General features: G+C 69.0%; 18 protein-coding genes. 15 read left to right on the forward strand and 3 right to left on the reverse strand.

The features are described from left to right. Positions 1-222 precede the first annotated feature (222 nt). The gene (locus AACH10_RS10430; protein WP_341410326.1) at positions 223-1869 is read left to right on the forward strand and encodes an acyl-CoA synthetase; all 1647 of its coding nucleotides are present in this window, start codon (positions 223-225) and stop codon (positions 1867-1869) included. A gap of 17 nt (positions 1870-1886) precedes the next feature. Next, positions 1887-2672, forward strand: a complete 786-nt coding sequence (locus tag AACH10_RS10435; RefSeq protein ID WP_341410327.1) for an enoyl-CoA hydratase — start codon at positions 1887-1889, stop codon at positions 2670-2672. Here AACH10_RS10435 and smpB read toward each other — a convergent pair whose 3' ends face one another. Beyond that, positions 2673-3215 carry an SsrA-binding protein SmpB gene (gene smpB, locus AACH10_RS10440; protein WP_341410328.1) on the reverse strand — a complete coding sequence of 181 codons (543 nt, stop codon included), beginning with the start codon at positions 3213-3215 and terminating at the stop codon, positions 2673-2675. Between the two features lie 72 nt (positions 3216-3287). Between smpB and AACH10_RS10445 the strand changes: the two genes are divergently transcribed. Together AACH10_RS10445 and AACH10_RS10450 are read left to right on the forward strand one after the other, a co-directional pair. Next, positions 3288-3746: a type II toxin-antitoxin system RatA family toxin gene (locus AACH10_RS10445; protein ID WP_341410329.1), complete on the forward strand. Its 459-nt coding sequence runs from the start codon at positions 3288-3290 to the stop codon at positions 3744-3746. Next, complete coding sequence (locus AACH10_RS10450) at positions 3736-4125, forward strand: RnfH family protein (RefSeq protein WP_341410330.1); 390 nt, start codon at positions 3736-3738, stop codon at positions 4123-4125. The genes AACH10_RS10445 and AACH10_RS10450 overlap by 11 nt, the downstream gene beginning before the upstream one ends. Positions 4126-4154: 29 nt before the next feature. Here AACH10_RS10450 and AACH10_RS10455 read toward each other — a convergent pair whose 3' ends face one another. Continuing rightward, positions 4155-4700 carry a DUF4124 domain-containing protein gene (locus AACH10_RS10455; protein WP_341410331.1) on the reverse strand — a complete coding sequence of 182 codons (546 nt, stop codon included), beginning with the start codon at positions 4698-4700 and terminating at the stop codon, positions 4155-4157. 162 nt (positions 4701-4862) lie between these two features. On the opposite strand from AACH10_RS10455, the gene guaB reads away from it, so the two are divergent. From guaB to guaA, 3 genes are all read left to right on the forward strand, one after another. Further along, on the forward strand, positions 4863-6335 hold the full coding sequence (gene guaB, locus AACH10_RS10460) for an IMP dehydrogenase (protein ID WP_341410332.1): 1473 nt from the start codon (positions 4863-4865) through the stop codon (positions 6333-6335). A gap of 65 nt (positions 6336-6400) precedes the next feature. Continuing rightward, a complete protein-coding gene (locus AACH10_RS10465; protein WP_341410333.1) occupies positions 6401-7612 on the forward strand; it encodes an MFS transporter in 1212 nt (403 codons plus the stop codon). A gap of 33 nt (positions 7613-7645) precedes the next feature. Next, positions 7646-9253: a glutamine-hydrolyzing GMP synthase gene (gene guaA / locus AACH10_RS10470; protein WP_341410334.1), complete on the forward strand. Its 1608-nt coding sequence runs from the start codon at positions 7646-7648 to the stop codon at positions 9251-9253. A 22-nt stretch (positions 9254-9275) separates the two neighbouring features. Here guaA and AACH10_RS10475 read toward each other — a convergent pair whose 3' ends face one another. Next, positions 9276-10982, reverse strand: a complete 1707-nt coding sequence (locus AACH10_RS10475; protein ID WP_341410335.1) for an NAD(P)/FAD-dependent oxidoreductase — start codon at positions 10980-10982, stop codon at positions 9276-9278. A 116-nt stretch (positions 10983-11098) separates the two neighbouring features. Here AACH10_RS10475 and tadA point away from each other — a divergent pair, with 116 nt between their 5' ends. The 8 genes from tadA (at position 11099) to AACH10_RS10515 (ending at position 25054) form a co-directional block, all read left to right on the forward strand. After that, a complete protein-coding gene (gene tadA, locus AACH10_RS10480) occupies positions 11099-11704 on the forward strand; it encodes a tRNA adenosine(34) deaminase TadA (RefSeq protein WP_341410336.1) in 606 nt (201 codons plus the stop codon). Beyond that, on the forward strand, positions 11701-12636 hold the full coding sequence (locus AACH10_RS10485) for an LD-carboxypeptidase (protein WP_341410337.1): 936 nt from the start codon (positions 11701-11703) through the stop codon (positions 12634-12636). Before tadA ends, AACH10_RS10485 begins: the two co-directional genes overlap by 4 nt. Positions 12637-12870: 234 nt before the next feature. Continuing rightward, positions 12871-15183: an ABC transporter substrate-binding protein gene (locus AACH10_RS10490; protein WP_341410338.1), complete on the forward strand. Its 2313-nt coding sequence runs from the start codon at positions 12871-12873 to the stop codon at positions 15181-15183. A gap of 13 nt (positions 15184-15196) precedes the next feature. Continuing rightward, positions 15197-16180: an ABC transporter permease gene (locus tag AACH10_RS10495; protein WP_341410339.1), complete on the forward strand. Its 984-nt coding sequence runs from the start codon at positions 15197-15199 to the stop codon at positions 16178-16180. Positions 16181-16199: 19 nt separating this feature from the next. Continuing rightward, a complete protein-coding gene (locus tag AACH10_RS10500) occupies positions 16200-17648 on the forward strand; it encodes an ABC transporter permease (protein WP_341410341.1) in 1449 nt (482 codons plus the stop codon). 5 nt (positions 17649-17653) lie between these two features. After that, a complete protein-coding gene (locus tag AACH10_RS10505) occupies positions 17654-19534 on the forward strand; it encodes an ABC transporter ATP-binding protein (protein WP_341410342.1) in 1881 nt (626 codons plus the stop codon). Positions 19535-19990: 456 nt separating this feature from the next. Further along, positions 19991-22903 carry a TonB-dependent receptor domain-containing protein gene (locus AACH10_RS10510; protein WP_341410343.1) on the forward strand — a complete coding sequence of 971 codons (2913 nt, stop codon included), beginning with the start codon at positions 19991-19993 and terminating at the stop codon, positions 22901-22903. Between the two features lie 75 nt (positions 22904-22978). Beyond that, positions 22979-25054 carry an alpha/beta hydrolase family protein gene (locus AACH10_RS10515; RefSeq protein WP_341410344.1) on the forward strand — a complete coding sequence of 692 codons (2076 nt, stop codon included), beginning with the start codon at positions 22979-22981 and terminating at the stop codon, positions 25052-25054. Positions 25055-25164: the final 110 nt, after the last annotated feature.

A 25164-nucleotide genomic window follows, 5' to 3' on the forward strand; every position in this document is an offset into this window, starting at 1 on the left:
GTGGTGATCCCATCGTTGCAGAGGTCGGGCTGCGCCAGCCCGTCCGACGCCGCGTTTATAGGTGGGGCCCCCCATGGGCGTAAGCGGGGCTTGCCCTGACAAACGCGCGACATTCCGTCAGCTGGAAGGGGGGCTTCGTGTGCGACGATCACCGAGGCCCTTCGGGGACGCGTCAATTGCAGCAAGATCGGCGTCGTGCGACGCCCGTTGGAGGAACCGCTGATGAGCATCTACGACCAGCATCTCGACAAGACCGCAGCCAACTTCGTGGCCCTGTCACCGGTGAGCTTCGTCGAGCGAAGCGCCGAAGTGTTCGGTGACCTGCCCGCCGTGGTGCACGGCCAGCGCCGCTACACCTGGGCGCAGACGCGCGAGCGCTCGGCGCGCCTGGCGGCGGCCTTGCGCGCGCTGGGCGTGGGCCGCATGCACACCGTGAGCGTGATGCTGCCCAACACGCCCGAGATGGTGGAGGCGCACTACGCCGTGCCGGCACTCAACGCCGTACTCAACACGCTGAATACGCGGCTCGATGCCGCGCTGATCGCCTGGCAGATGAACCACTGCGAGGCCACGGTGCTGATCACCGACCGCGAGTTCGCGCCGGTGATGGCGCCGGCGCTGAAGATCCTGCGCGAGCAGCATGGCCGGGAGCCCATCGTCATCGACGTGTGCGACAGCGAGTACACCGGCGCCGGCGAGTGCCTGGGCTCGCTGGAGTACGAGACCCTGCTGGCCACGCATGCGCCGCTGCCCACGCTGGACGGCCCGGCCGACGAGTGGGACGCCATCGCGGTGAGCTACACCTCGGGCACCACGGGCGATCCCAAGGGCGTGGTCACGCACCACCGCGGCGCCTACCTGAACGCCGTGGGCAATGCCGTCACCTGGACCATGCCGCAGTTCCCCACCTACCTGTGGACGCTGCCGATGTTCCACTGCAATGGCTGGTGCTTCCCGTGGACGGTGGCCATGCAGGCCGGCACGCATGTGTGCCTGCGCCGCGTGGAGGCCCGTGCCATCCTCGACGGCATCCGCACGCACGGCGTCGACCACTACTGCGCCGCGCCCATCGTGCACAGCCTGATCTACAACGCGCCGCCGGAGCTGCGCGACGGCATCACGCAGCAGGTGCGTGGCATGGTGGCGGGTGCTGCGCCTCCGGCCGCGATGATCGAGGGCATGGCCAAGATCGGCTTCGACATCACGCATGTGTACGGGCTGACCGAGGTCTACGGCCCGGCCGGCGTGGCCGCCAAACGCGCATCATGGGCGGCAGAAGGCCTGAGCGAGCAGACGCGGTTGAACGGCCGCCAGGGCGTTCGCTACCCGCTGCAGGAAGGCATGACCGTGATGAACCCCGAGACGATGGCCGAGGTGCCGGCCGACGGGCAGACCATGGGCGAGATCATGTTCCGCGGCAATGTGGTGATGAAGGGCTACCTGAAGAACCCCAAGGCGACCGAAGCTTCGCTGGCCGGCGGCTGGTTCCACACCGGTGACCTGGCCGTGCTGGAGTCCGACCGCTACGTCAAGATCAAGGACCGCAGCAAGGACGTGATCATCTCGGGCGGCGAGAACATCAGCTCCATCGAGGTGGAGGATGCGCTCTATCGCCACGCTGCCGTGGCCGCCTGCGCGGTGGTGGCCAAGCCCGACCCGAAGTGGGGCGAGACGCCGGTGGCCTATGTCGAGCTGAAGGCCGGCGCGTCGGTCACGGCCGAGGAGCTGGTGGCGCACTGCAAGGGCCTGCTGGCCGGCTACAAGGTGCCGCGCGAGATCCGCTTCGAGGAGATCCCCAAGACCTCCACCGGCAAGATCCAGAAGTTCCAGCTGCGCGAACGGGCCAAGTCCACCTCCGCCATCGAGTGAGCCCCGGAGACACCACCATGCTGACCACCGACGACCCGCTGCTGCTGCGCCACGACGATGCGCGCGGCGTGATCACGCTGACGCTGAACCGACCGCAGGCCTTCAACTCGCTCAGCGAGGCCATGCTGGTGGCGCTGCAGACCGAGCTGGACGCCATCGCCGCCGACCCGAAGGCGCGGGTGGTGGTGATTGCCGCGGCCGGCAAGGCCTTCTGCGCCGGGCATGATTTGAAGGAGATGCGCGCGGCACCCTCGCAGGCCTACTACGAGGGCTTGTTCGCACAATGCGGCCGCATGATGCTGAGCATCCAGCGCCTGCCGGTGCCGGTGATCGCACAGGTGCAGGGCATCGCCACCGCGGCCGGCTGCCAGCTGGTGGGCATGTGCGATCTGGCGGTGGCGGCCGATGACGCGCGCTTCGCCGTCAGCGGCGTCAACCTGGGCCTCTTTTGCGCCACGCCCAGCGTGGCGCTCAGCCGCAACCTGCCCCGCAAGCAGGCCTTCGAGATGCTGGTCACCGGCGCCTTCATCAGCGCGAGCCAGGCGCTGGAACGCGGCCTGGTCAACCGCGTGGTGCCGCACGACCGGCTGCCGGCCGAAGTCGAATCGCTCGTGGCCAGCATCGTGGCCAAGCCGCGCGTGGCGCTGGCCATGGGCAAGGGCCTGTTCTACCGCCAGCTCGAGACCGGCATCGCCGCCGCCTACGACGACGCCGCCAAGACCATGGCCTGCAACATGATGGACGCCAGCGCGCTGGAAGGCGTGCAGGCCTTCATCGACAAGCGCCCACCACAGTGGGGCTGATCAATCCTTGCCGGGTCCGCTGACGCGATTGCGCATCAGCCGGCCCTGCTCGCGCTTCCAGTCCTTGTCCTTCTGGTCCTCGCGCTTGTCGTGCTGGGCCTTGCCCTTGGCCAGCGCGATCTCCACCTTCACGCGCCCGCCCTTGTAGTGCAGGTTCAGCGGCACCAGCGTGAAGCCGCGTTGCTCCACCTTGCCCACCAGGCGGCGGATCTCCTGCTTGTGCATCAGCAGCTTCTTGGTGCGGTCGGGCTCGGGCACCACATGGGTCGAGGCCGAGCGCAGCGCATTGATGCGGCAGCCGATCAGGTACAGCTCGCCGTTCTTGATGACCACGTAGCCATCGGTCAGCTGCACCTGGCCGGCGCGGATGGCCTTGATCTCCCAGCCATCGAGCACGATGCCGGCCTCGTGCCGTTCCTCGATGTGGTAGTCGTAGCGCGCACGGCGGTTCTCGGCGATCGGTGCCGAAGGCTTCAGATCCTTCGGGTTCACGCGGGCCTGGTCCTGGCGGGCGACGGTTCGATAGGGATTGGGCAGGGACATGGAGGCCAGTGAGCCAATGGAAGAGGGGCCACCCAGCGCGCTGCCGGGCGGCCCCTAGAATTTGCCCATTGTATGAAGCACGTGAAGAAGTCGGTCCTCCTCTGGTACTCGGCCAGCGAGATGTACGCGCTGGTGACCGCGGTGGACGCCTACCCCGCCTTTCTGCCCTGGTGCGAGCGCGCCGAGGTGCTGTCGCAGGACGCGCAGGGCCCGACCGTGCGCGTGCACCTGCAGTTCGCCGGCCTGCGCCATGCCTTCACCACCCGCAACACCCAGGTAGCGGGCGAACTGGTGGACATGAAGCTGGTGGACGGCCCGTTCTCGCTGCTGGATGGCCAGTGGCGCTTCACGCCGCTGGGCGGTGCCGCCGGGGAGGGCCAGCCGCCGGCCTGCAAGGTGGAGTTCGAACTGACCTACGCCTTTGCCAACCGCGCCTTCGAGGGTGTGTTGAGCCCGGTGTTCGACAAGGTCGCCAACACCTTCGTCGATTCCTTCGTGCGGCGTGCCGAGCAGGTCTACGGTGAGCGCTGATCCTGTGACAGGCGAACTGGCGACCGCGCCGGTGGATGGCGTGCCCGTGCCCGCGGCCTCGGCCGGCGCCATCGGCGTGAGCCTGGTCTACGCCGCCGCGCCGCACGATCTGTGGCGGCTGTCGCTGCGCCTGCCGGCCGGCGCCACGGTGGCCGATGCGCTGCGCGCCAGCGGCTGGCTGCAGCGTCTGGGGGCGGCCACGCTCGATGCGCTGACGCCCAGCGTGTGGAACCGTGCCGTGGCGCCGGGCGCACGCCTGCGCGACGGCGACCGCATCGAGCTCAGCCGGCCGCTGACCGTCGATCCGAAGGAGGCGCGCCGTCTGCGCTACCGCCGCGACGGTGTGAAGCGCGCGCCACGCCGGCTGAAGACCGGCTGAAGGGCGGGTGACGACTGGCCGCCCGTCGCTCAGCGGCAGTCGGCGGCGATGACGCTGCGCGCGCGCTGCAGATCGGCGTTGCGCGCACTGTCATCGAGCACCTCGCGCTCGCCCTGGGCGTTGACGCGGAACAGGCGCTGGCCGCTTTGCAGCGTGGCCAGGCTCTGGCGGGCGCGCTCGCAGTTCTCGGCGCGCTGGCGGGCCTGGCGTTCCTCGTCGGCGCGTTGCTGGCTGCGGGCGTCCTGCTCCAGCTTCTTGCGCCGGGACTCCAGTTCGGGGTCGGTCGGCGCGCGGGCCGACGGGGCCGCGGCCGGTGCGCTGGCGGCATCGGTCGATGGCGTGCCGGCCGGGGCGGGGGACTTGCCCGCGTTGGCCGGTGGGGCCACCCGGGGCGCCGGGCGCTGCAGGATGTCCTTGTCCGGCACCTCGCGCGGCGGCGGCATGTCGCTGACATGCATCTGCCCGCGGCTGTCCTTCCACTTGTACTGGGCCTGCGCCGCGCCCGTCGCGAGGGCCAGCAGCAGACTACCCAGCAGCAGGGCCGGCAGGCGGGAATGGGGGCGGGCAGGGCTCACGGTGGCGCGCTCCGGAAGGCGGCGGATGGACGGGGGGATGGCGGCGCGAAGTGTAGCGGCGCGCCGGCGGCCGACAGTGTGCTGGAGGGCCGTCCGGCGCATGTCGGGCGGCGGGTCCGCGCGCCTTCCCTATAATCCGCTTTTGCGTCTGGAGCTTTCCATATGCGCCTTCTCGGCAAAGCGCTCACCTTCGACGACGTGTTGTTGGTGCCGGCCTACTCTCAGGTGTTGCCTCGCGACACCAGTCTTGCGACCAATCTGTCGCGCAACATCCGCCTGAACCTGCCGCTGGTGTCCGCCGCGATGGACACGGTGACCGAAGCGCGTCTGGCCATTGCCATCGCGCAAGAGGGCGGCATGGGCATCGTGCACAAGAACCTCACGCCGCGCCAGCAGGCGGCCGAGGTGGCACGCGTCAAGCGCTATGAATCGGGCGTGCTGCGCGACCCGATCACCATCAGCCCCGGCGTGCCGGTGCGCGAGGTGATCGCACTCAGCCGCCAGCACGGCATCTCGGGCTTCCCGGTGGTGGAAGACGGTCGCGTGGTCGGCATCGTCACCGGCCGTGACCTGCGCTTCGAGACGCGCATGGACGCCCCGGTGCGCGAGATCATGACCCCGGCCGAGCGCTTGATCACCGTGAAGGAAGGCGCCACGATCGAAGAGGGCAAGGCCCTGATGCACAAGCACAAGCTCGAGCGCGTGCTGGTCGTCAACGAGGCCTTCGAACTGCGCGGCCTGATGACCGTGAAGGACATCACCAAGCAGACCAGCTTTCCGAATGCCGCGCGCGATGCGCAGGGCAAGCTGCGCGTCGGCGCCGCGGTCGGCGTGGGCGAGGGCACCGAGGAGCGCGTGGAACTGCTGGTCAAGGCCGGCGTCGACGCGCTGGTGGTCGACACCGCCCATGGCCACTCGGCCGGCGTGATCGAGCGCGTGCGCTGGGTCAAGCGCAACTTCCCGCAGGTCGATGTCATCGGCGGCAACATCGCCACCGGCGCGGCCGCGCTGGCGCTGGTGGAAGCCGGCGCCGACGGCGTCAAGGTCGGCATCGGCCCCGGCAGCATCTGCACCACCCGCATCGTGGCGGGCGTGGGCGTGCCGCAGATCACCGCCATCGACAACGTGGCCACGGCGCTCAAGGGCACCGGCGTGCCGCTGATCGCCGACGGCGGCATCCGCTACTCGGGCGACATCGCCAAGGCCATCGCGGCCGGCGCCGGCGCGGTGATGATGGGCGGCATGTTCGCCGGCACCGAAGAGGCGCCCGGCGAGGTCATCCTGTACCAGGGCCGCAGCTACAAGAGCTACCGCGGCATGGGCTCGATCGGTGCGATGAAGGCCGGTTCGGCCGACCGCTACTTCCAGGAAAACGACGAGACCAGCAACCCCAACGCCGACAAGCTGGTGCCCGAGGGCATCGAGGGTCGCGTGCCGTACAAGGGCTCGATGGTCTCCATCGTGTACCAGATGGCCGGCGGCCTGCGCGCCAGCATGGGCTACTGCGGCTGCGCCACGGTCGAGCAGATGCACGAGCGGGCCGAGTTCGTCGAGATCACGGCCGCGGGCATCCGCGAGAGCCATGTGCACGACGTGCAGATCACCAAGGAAGCGCCCAATTACCGGGCGGAGTGACGCGCTTGGCTGAGTTGGCACAGGCGCCCGCCGGCGCAGGCGGGCGTGGTGGCCGGTCTGCGGGCATGGCCTTCATCATGATCACGGTGCTGATCGACATGGTGTCGATCGGCCTGATCATCCCGGTGCTGCCGCTGGTGGTGGGCACGTTCACCAGCTCGCCCACCGAGCAAGCCTGGTGGTACGGCGTCGTCACCATCACCTTCGGCATCGCCAACTTCTTCGCCTCGCCGGTGCTGGGTGCGCTGAGCGACGCGCACGGCCGCCGGCCGGTGCTGCTGCTGGGCTTCTCGGGCCTGGCGCTGAGCTTCATCGTCACCGGCCTGGCCACCGCGCTGTGGATGCTGATCGCGGTGCGGGTGTTCTCTGGCGCGATGCAGGCCAATGCGGCCGTGGCCAGCGCCTACGTGGCCGACATCTCGGCACCCGAGGAGCGCGCGCGCCGCTTCGGCATGCTGGGCGCGATGTTCGGCATCGGCTTCATCCTGGGGCCCGCCACCGGCGGCCTGCTGGGCGCCATCGACGTGCACCTGCCGTTCTTCGTGGCCGGTGCGCTGGCGGTGCTGAACTGGCTGTACGGCTGGTTCGTGCTGCCCGAATCGCTGCCGCCCGAGAAGCGCCAGCCCTTTGCCTGGAAGCGCGTGCACCCGTTCGCGGCGCTGTCGGGGCTGTCGCGCCTGGAGGGCGTGGGCCCGCTGCTGTGGGTGGTGGCGCTGGCCTCGCTGGCGCAGTTCACGCTGCACACCAGCTGGGTGCTGTACACGCACTTCAAGTTCAACTGGGGGCCGGCCGAGGTGGGCTGGTCGCTGTTCACCGTGGGGGCCATCTCGGCGGTGGTGCAGGGCTGGCTGCTCAAGCACATGCTGGCGCGCTTCTCGTCGCGCACGCTGGCCACCGTGGGCCTGACCGCCAGCGCACTGACCTACCTGGGCTTCGGCCTGGCCACCGAGGGCTGGATGATGTACGCGGTGATCGTCGTCGGCGGCATCCTGGGCGGCGGTGCACAGGCGGCCATCCAGGGCCTGATCTCCAACGCCGCCAAGGCCCACGAGCAGGGGGCCACGGCCGGCTCGGTGGCCTCGCTGAACAGCCTGATGGCGGTGCTGGCGCCGATGGTGGCCACGCCGCTGCTGGGCCTGGTGTCGCACCTGAAGGCCACCGATGTGCTGATGGGCCTGCCCTTTTTCTTCTGTGCCGCGCTGCAGGCCGTGGGGGCCTCGGTGGCCTACCGCTTCTTCCGCCGCCGTGCCGCCCACGAGGCCGCCCCGTCTGCCTGACCCCTGACCGACGTTTCGCCTGAGAGCTCTGCCATGCAACACGACAAGATCCTGATCCTCGACTTCGGCTCGCAGGTCACGCAGCTGATCGCCCGCCGCGTGCGCGAGGCCCATGTCTACTGCGAGATCCATCCGAACGACGTGTCGGACGAGTTCATCCGCAGCTTCGCGCCCAAGGGCATCATCCTCAGCGGCAGCCACGCCAGCACCTATGAGGACCACCAGCTGCGCGCGCCGCAGGCGGTGTGGGACGCCGGTGTGCCGGTGCTGGGCATCTGCTACGGCATGTTCACGATGGCCGTGCAACTCGGCGGCCAGGTCGAGGCCAGCGACCACCGCGAGTTCGGCTACGCCGAGGTGCGCGCGCATGGTCACACCGAGCTGCTGAAGGGCATCCAGGACTTCAGCACGCCCGAAGGCCACGGCATGCTGAAGGTCTGGATGAGCCACGGCGACAAGGTGACGGCCCTGCCGCCGGGCTTCAAGCTGATGGCCAGCACGCCCAGCTGCCCGATCGCCGGCATGGCGAATGAAGACAAGGGCTACTACGCCGTGCAGTTCCACCCCGAGGTGACGCACACGGTGCAGGGCGCCGAGTTGCTGAATCGCTTCGTGCGTGACATCGCCGGCTGCCGTGGCGACTGGATCATGGGCAACTACATCGAGGAAGCAGTCGCCAAGATCCGCGAGCAGGTGGGCGACGAGGAGGTGATCCTCGGCCTGTCGGGCGGTGTGGATTCCAGCGTGGCGGCGGCCCTGATCCACCGCGCCATCGGCGACCAGCTGACCTGCGTCTTCGTCGACCACGGCCTGCTGCGCCTGAACGAGGGCGACATGGTGATGGACATGTTCGCCGGCCGCCTGCATGCCAAGGTGATCCGCGTCGACGCGTCCGATCTGTTCCTCGGCCAGCTGGCCGGCGTGAGCGATCCCGAGAAGAAGCGCAAGATCATCGGCGGCCTGTTCGTCGACGTGTTCAAGGCCGAGGCGGCCAAGCTCAAGGCCAGCGGTGAGGGCCACAAGGGTGCCACCTTCCTGGCCCAGGGCACGATCTACCCCGACGTGGTGGAGAGCGGCGGCACCAAGACCAAGAAGGCCACCACGATCAAGAGCCACCACAACGTGGGCGGCCTGCCCGAGCAGCTGGGCCTGAAGCTGCTGGAGCCGCTGCGCGAGTTGTTCAAGGACGAGGTGCGCGAGCTGGGCGTGGCCCTCGGCCTGCCGCACGACATGGTCTACCGCCATCCGTTCCCGGGGCCGGGCCTGGGCGTGCGCATCCTGGGCGAGGTGAAGAAGGAATACGCCGACCTGCTGCGCCGCGCCGACGCCATCTTCATCGAGGAACTGCGCTCGACCATCGAGCCGCTGTCGGGCAAGAGCTGGTACGACCTGACCAGCCAGGCCTTCACGGTGTTCCTGCCCGTGAAGAGCGTGGGCGTGATGGGCGACGGCCGCACCTACGAGTGGGTGGTGTCGCTGCGCGCGGTGCAGACCAGCGACTTCATGACCGCCGACTGGGCCGAGCTGCCCTACAGCCTGTTGAAGAAAGTGTCGGGCCGCATCATCAACGAGGTGCGCGGCATCAACCGCGTGGCCTACGACGTGAGCAGCAAGCCGCCGGCCACGATCGAGTGGGAGTGAGCACGGGGCGCCCGGCTGGCGATCAGCCGGCCAGGCCCAGCAGGTCGCGCCCCAGCGCCTCGGCCACCTCGATGCCGTCCACGCCGGCCGACATGATGCCGCCGGCATAGCCCGCGCCTTCGCCGGCCGGGTACAGGCCGCGCGTGTTCAGGCTCTGGTAGTCGCGGCCGCGGTTGATGCGCAGCGGCGACGAGGTGCGCGTCTCCACGCCGGTGAGCACGGCATCGGCCATGTCGAAGCCGCGGATCTGCCGCGCGAAGGCGGGCAGGGCCTCGCGGATGGCCTCCAGCGCATAGGGCGGCAGGCTGGGGCGGGCGGGGTCGTTCAGATCGGTGAGCGTGACGCCGGGCTTGTAGCTGGGCTGCACGCTGCCGAACTCGCGCCGGATCTCGGCGCCATGCCGGCCGGCGACGAAGTCGCCCACCAGTTCGCCGGGCGCCAGGTAGTCGCCACCGCCCAGTTCGTAGGCGCGGCTCTCCCACTGGCGCTGGAACGCAAAGCCGTCCAGCGGCGACACCGGGCCGTCGGTCTGGCCGTCCTGCCGGTAATCCTGCGGGTCGATGCCCACCACGATGCCGGCATTGGCGTTGCGCTCGTTGCGCGAGTATTGGCTCATGCCGTTGGTGACCACGCGGTTCGGCTCGGACGTGGCCGCCACCACCGTGCCGCCGGGGCACATGCAGAAGCTGTACACCGAGCGGCCGTTGCTGGCGTGGTAGACCAGCTTGTAGTCGGCCGCGCCCAGCAGCGGGTGGCCGGCGGCCGGGCCGTGGCGGGCGCGGTCGATCACGCCCTGCGGATGCTCGATGCGAAAGCCCACCGAGAAGGGCTTGGCTTCCATCGCCACGCCGCGGCCGTGCAGCATCGTGAAGGTGTCGCGCGCGCTGTGGCCCACGGCCAGCACCAGGTGCTCGCAGGCGATCTCGCTGCCATCGGCCAGCACCACACCGCGCAGCTGGCGCTGGCCATCGGCCGCGGTGTCGATGCGCAGGTCGGTCACCTGCTGCTGGAAGCGGATCTCGCCGCCCAGCGCCTGGATGTCGGCGCGCATCTTCTCGATCATGCTCACCAGGCGGAAGGTGCCGATGTGCGGCTTGCTGACGTACGAGATCTCCTCTGGCGCGCCGGCCTTGACGAACTCGGCCAGCACTTTGCGCGTCAGGTGGCGCGGATCGCTGATCTGGCTGTAGAGCTTGCCGTCGCTGAAGGTGCCGGCGCCGCCCTCGCCGAACTGCACGTTCGAGCCGGGGTCCAGCTTGCCCTGGCGCCACAGGCCCCAGGTGTCCTTGGTGCGCTCGCGCACCGGCTTGCCGCGCTCCAGCACGATGGGCCGCAAGCCCATCTGCGCCAGGATCAGCGCCGCGAACAGGCCGCAGGGCCCGAAGCCGATGACCACCGGCCGCAGGCGCGTGCCACCCGTGCCGGGCGTGGCATAGAAATCGGCCGGCGCCTCGCCCACCAGGCGGTAGCGCATGTCGGGGCTGGGCTTGACATGCGGGTCGCCGGCAAAGCGCTGCAGCAGTTGTGCTTCCAGCGTGGCGCTGGCGAGCGTGCAGTCGACGGTGTAGATGAACTGGATGGCCGACTTCTTGCGCGCATCGGGGCTGCGCTTGTGCACGGTGAAGTCGGCGAGGTCGGCCTCGCGCAGTTGCAGGCGCTGCAGCAGCGCGGTGCGCAGGGCTTCGGGCGGGTGCTCCAGCGGCAGCCGCAGTTCGGTCACTCGGATCATGGCAATCGGGGCGAGGGTGGGGCGCGGGCAAGGCGCCAACATCGGCCAGGGCGGATTATCGGTGGCAGGCGACAATGCGCGCTCCCGAGACCGCCGATGCACCGCATCCCATTTGCATGAGCCCTGCCGAGGCCGACGAATACGGCATGCGCCTGGCGCTGGACCAGGCACTGAATGCCCAGCTGGCCGGCGAGGTGCCGGTGGGCGCCGTGCTGCTGCGCCGCACCGACAGCGGCGTGCAGGTGGTGGCCACCGGCTACAACCGGCCGATCACCACGCACGACCCCACGGCGCACGCCGAGATCGTGGCGCTGCGCCATGCCGCGCAGCTGCTGCAGAACTACCGGCTGCCCGACCTGGAGCTCTATGTCACGCTGGAGCCCTGCGCGATGTGCGCGATGGCCATGATGCATGCGCGGCTCAAGCGCGTGGTGTTCGGTGCGCACGATCCCAAGACCGGCGCCGCCGGCTCGGTGGCCGACCTGTTCGGCGATGCGCGCCTGAACCACCACACCACGGTGCAGGGCGGCGTGCTGGCCGCACCGGCCGGTGCGCTGCTGCGCCAGTTCTTCGCCGAGCGCCGCGCGCGCCAGCGCGCCGAGCGCGACGCGTTGCGTGCCATCGCGGTGGATGCACAGCGGCCCGACGACCACATCCCGACCGGCGAAAGCCTTGAACTCCACGACCTGCTGGGCGCCAAGCCCGGCACCGACACCCAATGACCGATCTGCACATCTTTGCCCCGGCGGGCGTGGAACAGCGCGCCCCGGCGCTGAAGCTGGCGCGTCAGCGCCTGGCGGCCCTGGGCTACAGCGTGACGCTGGACCCCAGCACGCGGGCACGCCACCAGCGCTTTGCCGGTGACGACGAGGCGCGCCTGGCCACACTGCACCGCGTGGCCGATGCGGCACCGTCCATCGCCATGGCCTGCCGCGGCGGCTACGGCATGACGCGCCTGCTCGACCGCATCGACTGGCCGCGCATCGCCCGCAGCATCGAGCGCGGCACGCGCTGGGTGGGCTACAGCGATCTCACCGCGTTCCAGCTGGGCCTGCTCGCCCATGTGGGCGTCAAGCCCAACGCGCGCACCTGGCAGGGCCCGATGGCGGCCGACGACTTCGGCCGCAGCGACGAGCAGGGCGGCCTGGACGAGATCACGCGCGACTGCTTCGCCGAGGCCATGTCGGGTGAACTGGAAGCGCTGGGCTTTCGCACCGAGGCCGGTTTCGACGGCCTGGAGGCGCGCGGCACGCTTTGGGGCGGCAACCTGGCCATGGTGCTGTCGCTGCTGGGCACCCCGCACTGGCCGCGCATCAAGGGCGGCATCCTGTTCCTGGAAGACGTGAACGTGCACCCCTACGCCATTGAGCGCGGCCTGCTGCAACTGCACCAGGCCGGCGTGCTGGCGGCGCAGAAAGCGGTGGTGCTGGGCCGCTTCAACCAGTGGAAGCCCAGCCCGCTGGACCGCGGCTACACGCTCAAGAGCGCCATCGCGCGGCTGCGCAGCGAATGCCCCGTGCCGGTGCTCACCGGCCTGCCCTTCGGCCATCCGCCCACGGCGCCCGACAACGAGCCCAAGGTCACGCTGCCCGTGGGCGCGCGGGTGGATCTGGTGGTGCAGGGGCGTGACGTGCTGTTCGGCTGGCACGGCTGAGCGATTGGCTGAGCGTTTAGAGAGGCCTGCCGAACCCGGGGCAACCCGCAGCGGGGCTGGCCCGACACCTGCTTAAAATCCGCCGTGCGCCTCGATGGGGCCGGCCACAAGCTGGTTCTGCCGAGGCGCCATTGTTTTCAGTGGCAGCCCAGGGGATCGGTTGGGCCGCCGTTCAGGCTGCTGTGCCGGGGTCTATCCGGTCCGGTGTGGTGGCGTGTCAGCAGGAGTGTCCGCATGCGCGGAAAGTTGTTCGCTCGCTTCACGGGCCGGGTCGGGCGTGGAATACCGGCGCTGGCCGCGTCGCTTGCCGACCTGGCGTCGTGGGTGCTGCCACTGGCTGGCGCGGCCCTGATTGCCGGTTGCAACAACAGCCCGTATCCGGCGGGTGCCGAGCGCGAGAACACGCTGTTCTACTCGTTCGACGAGCGCTCGCCGCGCTACCTGGATCCCACCGCCTCGTACTCCAACCCCGAGAGCGCGTACACCTTCCAGATCTACGAGCCGCCCTACGGCTATCACTACCTGAAGCGGCCGTACACGCTGATCCCCAAGGCCGCCGCTGCGGTGGCGCATCCGCGCTACCTGGACAAGGCGGGTCAGCCGTTGCCCGACGACGCGCCGGCCGACCAAATCGCCGAGAGCGTCTACGAGGTCAAGATCAAGCCCGGCATCCGCTATGCGCCGCACCCGGCCTTCGCGCAGGACGCCCAGGGCAAGTACCTCTACCACACCGACCACGTGTTGACCGCGACCGAACTGGGCGACAAGCGCTCGCCGCTGGCCTTCGCGCAGCAGGGCACGCGCGAACTGGTGGCCGACGACTTCGTCTACGCGTTGAAGCGCCATGCCACCACGCGCATCGAGGCGCCGGTGTTCGCGGTGTTCGCCGACTACGTGATCGGCCTGAAGGACTACGCCGAGACCATCAAGGCTGCCGACGCCAAGCTGCTGAAAGGCCTGCCCGCCGACCTGCGCGACAAGCCCTTCCTCGACTTCCGCCAGTTCCCGCTGGCCGGCACCACGGCGGTCGACAAGTACACCTGGCGCATCCGCCTGAAGGGCAAGTACCCGCAGTGGAGCTACTGGATGGCCATGCCCTTCCTGGCCCCGGTGCCGTGGGAGGCCGATGCCTTCTACGCCCAGCCCGGCATGGCCGAGAACGGCCTGAGCCTGAACCAGTGGCCGGTGGGCACGGGCCCGTACATGATGGTGGACTTCGTGCGCGACCGCCGCCATGTGATGAAGCGCAACCCCAACTACCGCGGCGAGCCCTATCCCTGCGAGGGCATGCCCGACGACAAGGCCGCCGGCCTGCTGGCCGACTGCGGCAAGACCATGCCCTTCATCGACACGCTGTACGTGACGATCGAGAAGGAGCAGGTGCCGCGCAAGGAGAAGTTCCGCCAGGGCTACCTCGACGTGCCCGAGATTGAGCGGCCCGAGTGGGGCGTGATCCTGCGCGCCGACGCCGACGATTCCGACCAGGTGAAGAAGCTGTTCGAGCAGCGCGGCTTCCAGCTGCCGCTGATGACCGACATCAGCAACTGGTACCTGGGCTTCAACATGCTGGACCCGGTGGTGGGCAAGGGCGACACGCCCGAGCAGCAGGTGAAGAACCGCAAGCTGCGCCAGGCGCTGGCCATCGCCATCGACTGGGAGGAGGGCTACGGCCGCATCTTCAAGCACAAGGGCGGTGTGGCCGCGCACGGGCCGGTGCCGCCGGGCCTGTTCGGCTCGCGCGAGGGCCAGCCGGGCTTCCACAACCCGGTGACGCACCACCTTGTCGACGGCAAGATCGTGCGCCGCCCGATCGAGGACGCGAAGAAGCTGCTGGCCGAGGCGGGCTACCCCGACGGCCGCGACGCCACCACCGGCAAGCCGCTGGTGCTGAACTACGACTTCCAGCGCGCCATCACGCCCGAGTTCAAGAGCGAGAACGACTGGATGGTCAAGCAGTTCGCCAAGCTGGGCATCCAGCTGGAGATCCGCGCCACCGACTTCAACCAGTACCAGGACAAGACGCTCAAGGGCAAGCACCAGATCTTCTGGGGCGGCTGGCTGGCCGACTACCCCGATGCCGAGAACTTCCTGTTCCTGACCTACGGGCCGCTGGGTCGATCGAAGCACCAGGGCGACAACTACGCCAACTACGACAACCCCGAGTACGACAAGCTCTACCGCCAGTTGCAGGCGCTGGAGGACGGCCCCGCCAAGCAGGCCGTGATCGACCAGATGGTGGCCATGCTGCAGCAGGACTCGCCCTGGGCCTTCGGCTACTTCCCGTGGGGCGGCATGGCGTTCCAGAAGTGGGTGCACAACGGCAAGCCCAGCATCATGATCCGCGACATGGCCAAGTACTACCGCGTCGACGCGCAGCAGCGCGCCCAGGCCCAGGCCGAATGGAATGCGCCGATCCGCTGGCCGATGGTGCTGCTGGTGCTGGGCGGTGCGGCGCTGGTGTGGGGCGCGCGGCGCAGCTTCAAGGCGCGCGAGACGGCCACCGCGCGGCGTGCCGCGCCCGGCGCGTCCACCGGCCACGGCGTTTGAGGGGGGCCGCACGATGATCCGCTACATCCTGCGCCGCATCGGCTACGGCCTGCTCATCCTGCTGGGCGTGAACCTGCTGACCTTCTTCCTGTTCTTCACGGTCAACACGCCCGACGACATGGCCCGCCTGAACATCGGCGGCAAGCGTGTCACGCAGGACCAGATCGAGAAGTGGAAGGCCGAGCGCGGCTACGACCGCCCGCTGTACTTCAACGAGGCTGCGGCCGGCTCCGAGAAGATCACGCGCACCGTGTTGTGGGAGCGCTCGGTCTCGCTGCTGGCGCTCGACTTCGGCCGCAGCGATTCGGCCCGCTCGGTCGACATCGGCCACGAGATCAAGAGCCGCATGGGCGTGAGCCTGCAACTGGCGGTGCCGCTGTTTGCGCTGCAACTGCTGGTGAGCATCTCGTTCTCGCTGCTGCTGGTGTTCTTCCGCCACTCGCGCATCGACTTCTGGGGCGTGGTGCTGTGCGTGCTGATGCTGTCGATCAGCAGCCTGTTCTACATCATCGTCGGCCAGTTCATGTTCAGCCGCGTGCTGCGCTGGGTGCCGATCTCGGGCTTTGCGCCGGGGCTGGACGCCGTGCGCTTCCTGGCCTTGCCCATCGTGCTGAGCCTGCTGGCGCGCCTGGGCGGCGAGGCCCGCCTGTACCGCGCGATGTTCCTCGAGGAGATCGGCCGCGACTATGTGCGCACCGCCCGCGCCAAGGGCCTGGCCGAGAGCGTGGTGCTGTTCCGCCATGTGCTGCGCAATGCGCTGGTGCCCATCATCACCAGCGCCGGTGCCTACCTGCCCTATGTGTTCATGGGCAGCCTGGTGTTCGAGAGCTTCTTCGGCATTCCCGGCCTCGGCGCCTTCGTGATCGAGGCCATCAGCGGCCAGGACTTCGCGATCGTGCGTTCGATGGTCTTCCTGGGCGCGGCGCTGTACATCGCCAGCAACGCGCTGATCGACATCGCCTACACCTGGGTCGATCCCCGGGTGCGTCTGAGCTGAGCGGGCGGGGAACCGGACCATGGGATTCAAGTTTGTCGTTTTGGCCACCGACGTGGCCTTGTGGGCGCTGTTCGCCGCCATCGCCGGCTACGGCTGGCGTGTGGCCCACCACCCCACGCTGCGCGCCACCTGGTTCAAGGTGCTGCGCGATCCGGCGGCGCTGTGCTCGGCGCTGGTGATGCTGCTGTTCGTGGTGGTGACGCTGGTGGACAGCGTGCACTTCCGCCGCCAGCTGCCGGCCAAGCCCGGCCAGGCCGCGGGCACGGTGTACTACGACACGCGCACCGAATCGCTGCTGGACGTGGCGCTGGCCCGCCAACTGGCCATGCGCGAGAGCACCTACAGCGAGCCACTGGCGGCCGTGGCGCTGATCAAGCAGAACCTGGTGCGCGATGGCCAGAACGTGCGCGACTACCCGCGCCTGGCGCATGGCGGCGCGCACCTGGCCGACCCCGCCCGTGACCGTGCGGGCGACATCATCCAGCGTGTGGTCGCGGGCGCCGTGGCCGGGCTGGCCGTGGCGGCCGCCTTCGGTCTGTGGCTGGCCTGGGCCGTGCGGCGCCAGCACGGCGGCACGGCCGCCGCCTGGCGCGCGCTGCTGGCCGACCGCACCGAACTGCCGCTGCGCGCGCTGTGGCTCACCTTCACGGTGATCTGCCTGCTGGCCGGGCCGGTGGTGGCGCTGATGGGTCATTACCACGTGTTCGGCACCGACCGCACCGGCAACGACGTGCTGGTGCAGACGCTCAAGAGCGTGCGCACGGCCTTCGTCATCGGCCTGCTCAGCACCGTGGCCACGCTGCCCATTGCCGTGACGCTGGGCATCCTGGCCGGCTGGTTCCGCGGCTGGGTGGACGAGGTGGTGCAGTACCTCTACACCACGCTCAGCTCGGTGCCCAATGTGCTGCTGATCGCCGCCTGCGTGCTGATGGTGCAGGTGGCCCTCGACAAGCACCCCGAGTGGCTGGACACCGGTGCCGAGCGCGCCGATGTGAAGGTGTTCCTGCTGTGCGTGATCCTGGGCGTGACCGGCTGGGCCACGCTGTGCCGCCTGGTGCGCGCCGAGACGCTGAAGCTGCGCGAGCTCGAATTCGTGCAGGCCGCCACCGCCTTCGGTGTGGCCCCGGCGCGCATCATGACGCGCCATATCCTGCCCAACGTGGTGCACCTGGTGCTGATCACCACGGTGCTGAACTTCAGCGACCTGATCCTCTACGAAGCCGTGCTCACCTATGTGGGCGTGGGCGTCGACCCGACCACCAGCAGCTTCGGCGGCATGATCAACCTGGCCCGCAGCGAGATGAGCCGCGACCCGGTGGTGTGGTGGAGCTTTGCCGCGGCCTTCACCTTCATGGTGGCGCTGGTGCTGTCGGCCAACCTGTTCGCTGACGGTGTGCGCGACGCCTTCGACCCGCGTGCCCGCGCGCTGCGCCCGCGGCTCACGTTGCGCAAGGCGACCGGAGGTTGAACGAGATGCTGACGATCGACAACCTCCATGTGGCCCTGGATGCCGAAACCGGCATCGTGCGCGCCATCGACGGCCTGAGCCTGGCCATGCGCCGTGGTGAGACCTTCGCCCTGGTGGGCGAATCGGGCTGCGGCAAGAGCATGACCGCGCTGGCGCTGATGCGCTTGCTGCCCGAGAGCGGCGCCGTCATCGCCGGCGAGATCCGGCTGGAAGCGGCGCAGGCCGGGCAGGGTAGCCAGGATCTGCTGGGCCTGCCCGAGGCCGCGATGCGCCGCGTGCGCGGCGGGCGCATCGGCATGATCTTCCAGGAGCCCGGCACCAGCCTGAACCCGGTGCTGACCGTGGGCACGCAGATGGTCGAGGCCATCGAGACCCACACCGCCCTGCGCGGCGAGGCGGCACGTGCCAAGGCCATCGACTGGCTCAAGCGCGTGGGCATCCCCGAGCCTGAGCGTCGCATCGACGACTACCCGTTCCGCATGAGCGGCGGCCAGAAGCAGCGCGTGATGATCGCGATGACGCTGGCCTCGGAGCCCGACTTCCTGGTGGCCGACGAGCCCACCACCGCACTGGACGTGACCATCCAGAAGCAGATCCTCGACCTGCTGAAGGACCTGCAGCGCGAGCACGGCATGGGCCTGCTGCTGATCACGCACGACCTGGCCGTGGTGGCCGGCATGGCCCACCATGTGGCGCTGATGTACGCCGGCCAGATCATCGAGGTGGCGCCGGCGGCGCAGTTCTTCGCCGCGCCACAGCATCCCTATGCCCGTGCGCTGCTGCAGGCCCTGCCCGACGCCGACCGGCGTGGCCAGGCGCTGGCGGCCATTCCCGGCACCGTGCCGCTGCTCACGCAAAGCTTCGTCGGCTGCCGCTTCGCGCCGCGCTGCCCGCATGCCCAGCCGGCCTGCGACACGCAGCGCCCCGAACTCACCGGCCCGGCCGGCCACCAGGTGCGCTGCCTGCGCCTGACGCCCGATGCGAGCGGCCAGGTGCCGGGCCTGGGCGAGCCCGCGGTGGCGGCTGCGGCATCGCCGGCACCGCAGACGCGGCCTGCACCGATGCCCGCTCCGCAGACCGCCGAACCCCTGCTGCAGGTGCGTGACCTGCATGTGAGCTTCGGCCTGCGCAAGGGCCTGCTGCAACGGTCGGCCCCGGTGTTCCATGCCGTGCGCGGCGTCAGCTTCGAGGTGCCGGCCGGCCGCACTCTGGCCCTGGTGGGCGAGTCGGGCTGCGGCAAGACCACCACCGGCAAGGCCATCGTGCAGTTGCTGCGCGGCCAGGCGCAGATCCGCGGCGAGGCGCGCTTGCTGGGCCGCAACCTGTTCGATCTTGCCGGCGCCGAGTTGCGCGAGGCGCGCCGCGCCGTGCAGATCATCTTCCAGGACCCGTTCTCGTCGCTGAACCCGCGGTTGCGCGTGCTGGACATCCTGGAAGAGGGCATCGGCGCGCTGCAGCCCGAGATGCCGGGCGATGAGCGCCGTGCGCGCGTGACCACCATCGCCGAGCAGGTGGGCCTGCGCCGCGAGGCGCTGGCGCGCTTTCCGCACGAGTTCTCGGGCGGCCAGCGCCAGCGCATCGCCATCGCCCGCGCGCTGGCGCTGAGCCCGAAGCTGATCGTCTGCGACGAGCCGACCTCGGCGCTGGATGTCTCGGTGCAGGCACAGATCCTGAACCTGCTGCGCGAGCTGCAGCGCGAGCTGGGCGTGAGCTACCTGTTCATCACCCACAACATCGGCGTGGTGGAGTACATCGCCGACGACATCGCGGTGATGCAGGCCGGCCGCATCGTCGAGCAGGGCACCTGCGCCGACGTGCTGGGCCATCCGCGCGACGACTACACCCGCACGCTGCTGGCCGCCGTGCCCCGCTTCGCACGCGCCTGAGCGCGCATGACCCTGCCGTGGGCGAGGGCGGCGGGCTGTTGCTCGTCACCAACGGTTGCGGCGGCCGGCGTTTAGGGTGGCGACCCTAGGGCACGCATCCGAGGGGGGTGGGCGGCACCCAGGTCCAGATGCTAAGTGGCTGATTTTCATAGACTTTCTGTGCGTGCTTGGTGCCTCGATGCACCAAGGGGTGGCGCTTTGTTCGATCTAGGGACAACGCGCGGGCTTTCCCTAAAACAGGGCTTGCATACCGCTCCGTGACAATTCGGTTACTCAAGGCAACCTCAGAGCAACACTGGTTCACAAAACCAGTCCAAGCCCGGTGGCCTTGCACGGCCCCAGGGCCACCCTGGGGTCATCCATCCCGTGACCGAACCTGGCTTTACCCAAAGCCACACCTTCTGGAGTAGCTCAATGGCTCGAGATGCCCGTCGCATCCTTCCATCCCCGGTCTGCATGGCTGTGCTGGCCTGTCTGGCCGCACCGCAGGCCTTCGCCCAGACCCCCGCGCCCAAGGCCGACCAGCCTGTGGAAGAGGTGGTGATCTCCGGCTCGCGCATCAAGAAGGACACCTTCACGTCGACGTCGCCGCTGCAGATCCTGCGCAACGACGACGCCGCGCTGGCGGGCTTCACCTCCACCGCCGAACTGCTGCAGGGCACCGCGGTGACCGGTGGCCAGGGCCAGATCAACAACGCCTACGGCGGCTTCGTGACCGATGGCGGCCCCGGCGCCAACACCGTCGGCCTGCGCGGTTTCGGCCCCACGCGGTCGCTGGTGCTGCTGAACGGCCGTCGCATCGCGCCGTCGGGCACGCGTGGCGCCGTGGGTGCTGCCGACCTGAACGTGCTGCCCGACGCGATCGTCGACCGCATCGAAGTGCTGAAGGACGGCGCCTCGTCGATCTACGGTTCCGATGCCATCGCCGGCGTGATCAACATCATCACCAAGAAGAACGTCGACGGCCTGACCGCCAGCATGAAGTTCTCGGCCCCGTCCGACGGTGGTGGTGAAGAGGGCCGTTTCTCGCTGGTGGGCGGCTTCGTGCGCGACCGCATGCATGTCTCGGGCTCCTACGAGTACTACGAGCGCCAGCCCCTGACGCTGGGCGACCGTGACTGGACCCAATGCAACACCGACTACCGCCGCACCAGCAGCGGCGGCGTGGTGGGCGAGTGGGGCAGCTTCGACTTCGTCGATCCCGCCACCGGCAAGCCCAAGTGCTACCCGATCAGCGGCACCGGCTCCAACGGCGTCACGATCAACACCATCGGCACCACCTCGCGCACCGGCGTGGGCGCGGCCGGCTCGGTGGGCACCAGCTTCAACCGCTGGCGTCCGAACGCGGCCATCACCACCGGCCTGGTGGGCTTCGAGGGCGTGGGCGGCGGCAGCAACAACCTGAACGTGCGCGACACCTTCGATCCGCGCATGCTCAACCGCTCGCTGATCTCGCCGACCAAGAACCACAACTTCTACATGCAGGGCGGCCTGGACCTGGCCGCGCTGGGCGATGCCGAGCTGTACTGGGAGTTGATGTTCGCCCGCCGCGAGTCGTCGCAGACCAGCTACCGCCAGCTGTCGCTGGACTACATGCGTGGCAGCCCGCTGATCCCGTCGACCCTGGCCTTCAGCAACTTCCTGCCGCCGCAGCCCATCACCAACGGTGCCAACGTGGGCGTGCGCGCCTTCATCGGTTTCGGCAACGACCAGTCGTCGCAGGAAGCCGATTACGGCCGTGCCGTGGCGGGCCTGCGTGGCGCGCTGGGCAAGACCGGCTGGGACTACGACGTGGCCGTGATGCACAGCAAGGCCAGCGCCAAGTACACCTTCGAGTCCTTCCTCACCAACCGCCTGGCGCAGAGCCTGAACGTGGTGGCCAGCGGCAGCGGCTACAGCTGCGTGGACACCAGCGGCGGCTGCGTGGCGGCGCCGGCACTGACCACCGACGTCATCGGCGGCAAGCTGCCCAGCGACTGGGTGAACTACGTCTTCCGTCCGGTCACCGGCACCACCAAGTACAAGGAAGACACGGTCTCGGCCTCGCTGACCGGCAAGCTGCTGGACCTGCCCTACGGCAAGATGAAGGGCGCCTTCGGCTTCGAGTACCGCAAGTACTCGCTGGACGACACGCCCCCGATCGATTCGCAGACCGGCAACCTGTACAACCTGACCTCGGCCACGCCCACGCGCGGTTCCGACTCGGTGTTCGACACCTTCGCTGAACTCGACATCCCGCTGATCAACAACCAGCCCGGCTTCCACGAGCTGACCGCCAACGTGTCGGGTCGCTGGTCCGACTACCGTTCGTACGGCCGTGGTTCCACCTACAAGATCGGTGCGGCCTGGTCGCCGGTGAAGGCGTTGACGCTGCGCGGCACCACCAGCACCTCGTACCGCGCCCCGGCGCTGTACGAGCAGTTCCTGGGCCCCACCAGCGGCTTCCTGTCGCAGCAGAACGATCCCTGCAACAACTGGGATGCCGCCGCCAACGTGGGCACCATCCGGGCCGCGAACTGCGCCGCCGAAGGTCTGCCGGCCGGCTACAGCGCCACCAACAGCATCACGGTGCTGAACTCGGGCGGTGCCAATGCCGGCCTGAAGGCCGAGACCTCCGAGAACGCCACCTTCGGCATCGTGTTCCAGCCGGCGCTGGGCACGGGCTGGGGTGACCTGTCGATGGCGGTCGACTACTTCGACATCAAGGTCGACAACGGCGTGGCGCGTGCCGGTGCCACCAGCATCCTGACCCGTTGCTACGACGATCCGCAGTTCCGCAGCGGTGGTGGCTTCTGCCGCCTGGTGAATTCCCGCGTGGCAGGCACCAACGCGCTGACCGTCAACGACAGCTACGTCAACCTGTCCACCGACCGGGTGCGCGGCTTCGACTACACGGCGCGCTACACCAACAACGTCGGCATCGGCAAGCTGCGCGTCAACCTGTCGGTCACCGAGTACCGCATGCAGGCCAACAAGCTGTTCGCGGACGATCCGATCGACGACGTGAACGGCACCATCGGCAACCCGAAGTTCTCGGGCAACCTGGACGTGCGCTACGACTTCAACGGCTGGCGCCTGTACTACGGCCTGGACTGGGTGGGCAAGATGAACTCGTACGAGTACCTCGGCCAGAACCCCGACACCAGCACCTACAAGCTGGACACGCCGAACTACTTCACGCACAACATCTCGGTGGGCTACAAGGCCAACACCTGGGACGTGACCGTGGGCGTGCGCAATGCGGGTGACAAGAAGCCGCCGATGATCTCGGCCCAGGCGGGCTACAACCGCGTCGGCAACGCGCCGCTGTACAGCGGGTACGACTTCGTCGGCCGTTCGGTGTTCCTGAACGCCAGCAAGTCGTTCTGATCCCGGCTTGATCCACTGACTGACCTCTGCGGCGCCCCGGCGCCGCGGAGGTCTTTTTGCATGGGTGTTCACCACATGTCCAAGAAACTTCACGGCCTGTCGCGCATCGCGATCGGCCTGGCCGCCGCGTGCGCGGCCATGGGTGCTGCCGCACAGGCCGGCGGGCCGATCAAGGTGCCCACCGTCGAGCAGCTGGCCCAGCACGCCCGCGTCACGGGCTTTCAGCTGTCGCCCGATGGCAAGCACCTGATGGCGATCGAGAGCGCGGGCGACGTGCGCCAGGTGCTGATCTGGCAGACCGACAACCTGGCCGCCAAGCCGCGCACGCTCAGTTCGTCCAGCATGCGCATCCGCAGCGCCAGCTTCCTGAAGAACGACGTCGTGGCCGTCACGCTGTGGCAGCCGTATGACGCCCGTCTCGGCGGCTCGGTCACCAAGACCTTCATCGAGAAGCTGCTGATCACCGACCTGGACGGCAAGACCTGGAAGGAGCCGCTGGAGCAGGCCAACATCTCGCGGGCCGACGACCTCAAGAGCGTGGCCGCGCTGGCCAAACCGTCGATCAGGAGCAACCTGGCGGGCGATCCCGACCATGTGCTGGTCGAGAGCGACGGCAACGCCAGCGACCGCGACCTGTTCCGCTACAACGTGCGCACCGGCACGGCCGCGCGCGTGATGCGGCTGAGCGAGAACGACATCGAGGTCATGGTCGACGGCAAGGGCCAGCCGCAGGCCAAGAGCCGCGCCGGCAATGACAGCAAGGGTCTGTACGTGGCCACCGACCTGCGCGACCCCGACAGCGGCGAGTGGCAGGAGCACTTCCGCTCCTACGTGAAGGAGCGTGACCTGTTGCAGGTGGTGCGTGTGGGCACCACGCCCGGCACGGTGGTGCTGCGCAGCAACGTCGGGCGTGACGTCACGGCGCTGTACGAGTACGACGTGAAGGCGCGCAAGAACAAGGGCACGCTGTTCGAGCACCGCTTCTTCGATGCCACCGGTGCGCGCACCGTGGGCAGCGACGATCCGCGCGATGGCGAAGGCTTCGATGGCTTCAGCTACCGGGGCATCTACGGCAACGAGGTGCACTGGGCCAACCCGCGCCTGCAGGCGGTGGTGGATGCCGTGGCGCAAAGTGCGGGCATCGGTCAGGCCAAGCAGGTGTTGGTGGACGTGTCCACCGGCCGCCGCGCCGAGGTGAACGCCCTGGACGGCGCCACGGTCACGATCAGCGGCTTCCACAAGGGCGACGGCAAGGGCGACAACGCCACCTACCTGCTGCGCGTCAGCGGCATGAACCTGCCCACCGAGCACTACATGCTGCGCGGACAGCGGCTGAGCCTGCTGGGCAAGGAGTTTCCGCAGATCGACCGGCGCGCGCTCGGCAAGTCGACCTTCGTCTACTACCCGGCGCGCGACGGGCTGAACATCCCGGCCATCCTGACGGTGCCCAATGCGGAGCTGTGCGGCAAGGGGCCTTATCCGGCGGTGATCCACCCGCACGGCGGCCCCTGGTCACGCGACACGATGGACTATGACGTCTCGGGCTGGGTGCCGCTGATGGTCTCGCGCTGCCGCGTGGTGCTGCAGCCGCAGTACCGCGGCTCGGCCGACTGGGGTCGCGCCCTGTGGTTGGCGGGCGATGCCCAGTGGGGCCAGAAGATGCAGGACGACAAGGACGACGGGGCCAAGTGGTTGGCCGCGCAGAACCTGGTCGATCCGAAGCGCGTGGCCATGTTCGGCTTCTCGTACGGTGGTTACGCGGCCATGGCGGCGGCCGTGCGGCCGATGGACCTCTACAAGTGCGCGATCGCCGGTGCCGGCGTGTCCGACATCGAGCGCATCTGGGCGGCCTTCTACACCAACCCGTTCTTCCGCGATCGCCAGGAGCCCACCGTGCGCGGCCTCAGCCCGCTGAGCCAGGCCGACAAGATCAAGATCCCGATCATGGTCTACCACGGCGAGCGCGACCAGACGGTGCCGCTGGTGCAGTCGGAGCTGTTCGTCGACAAGGCGCGCAAGTCCGGCGTGCCGGTCGAGTACCACGTGCTGCCCGACTACGGCCACGGCCCGGCCTGGACGCGCGAGATCATGACGCGGCAGCTGGCCATCATCGAGCAGTACCTCGACAAGGGCTGCAACGGCGGTCTGTGACAGCCGGGACCCGGATGCCTCTGGTCAGGTGTTGCTCTTCACCAACGCAGCCAGGGCACGTGCCTAGGGTGTTCACCCTAATTACAGGTGCCCTTGCATGCGCCGTCAGC

The organism is Pseudaquabacterium inlustre, from assembly GCF_038066595.1.
GTDB lineage: Bacteria > Pseudomonadota > Gammaproteobacteria > Burkholderiales > Burkholderiaceae_C > Pseudaquabacterium > Pseudaquabacterium inlustre.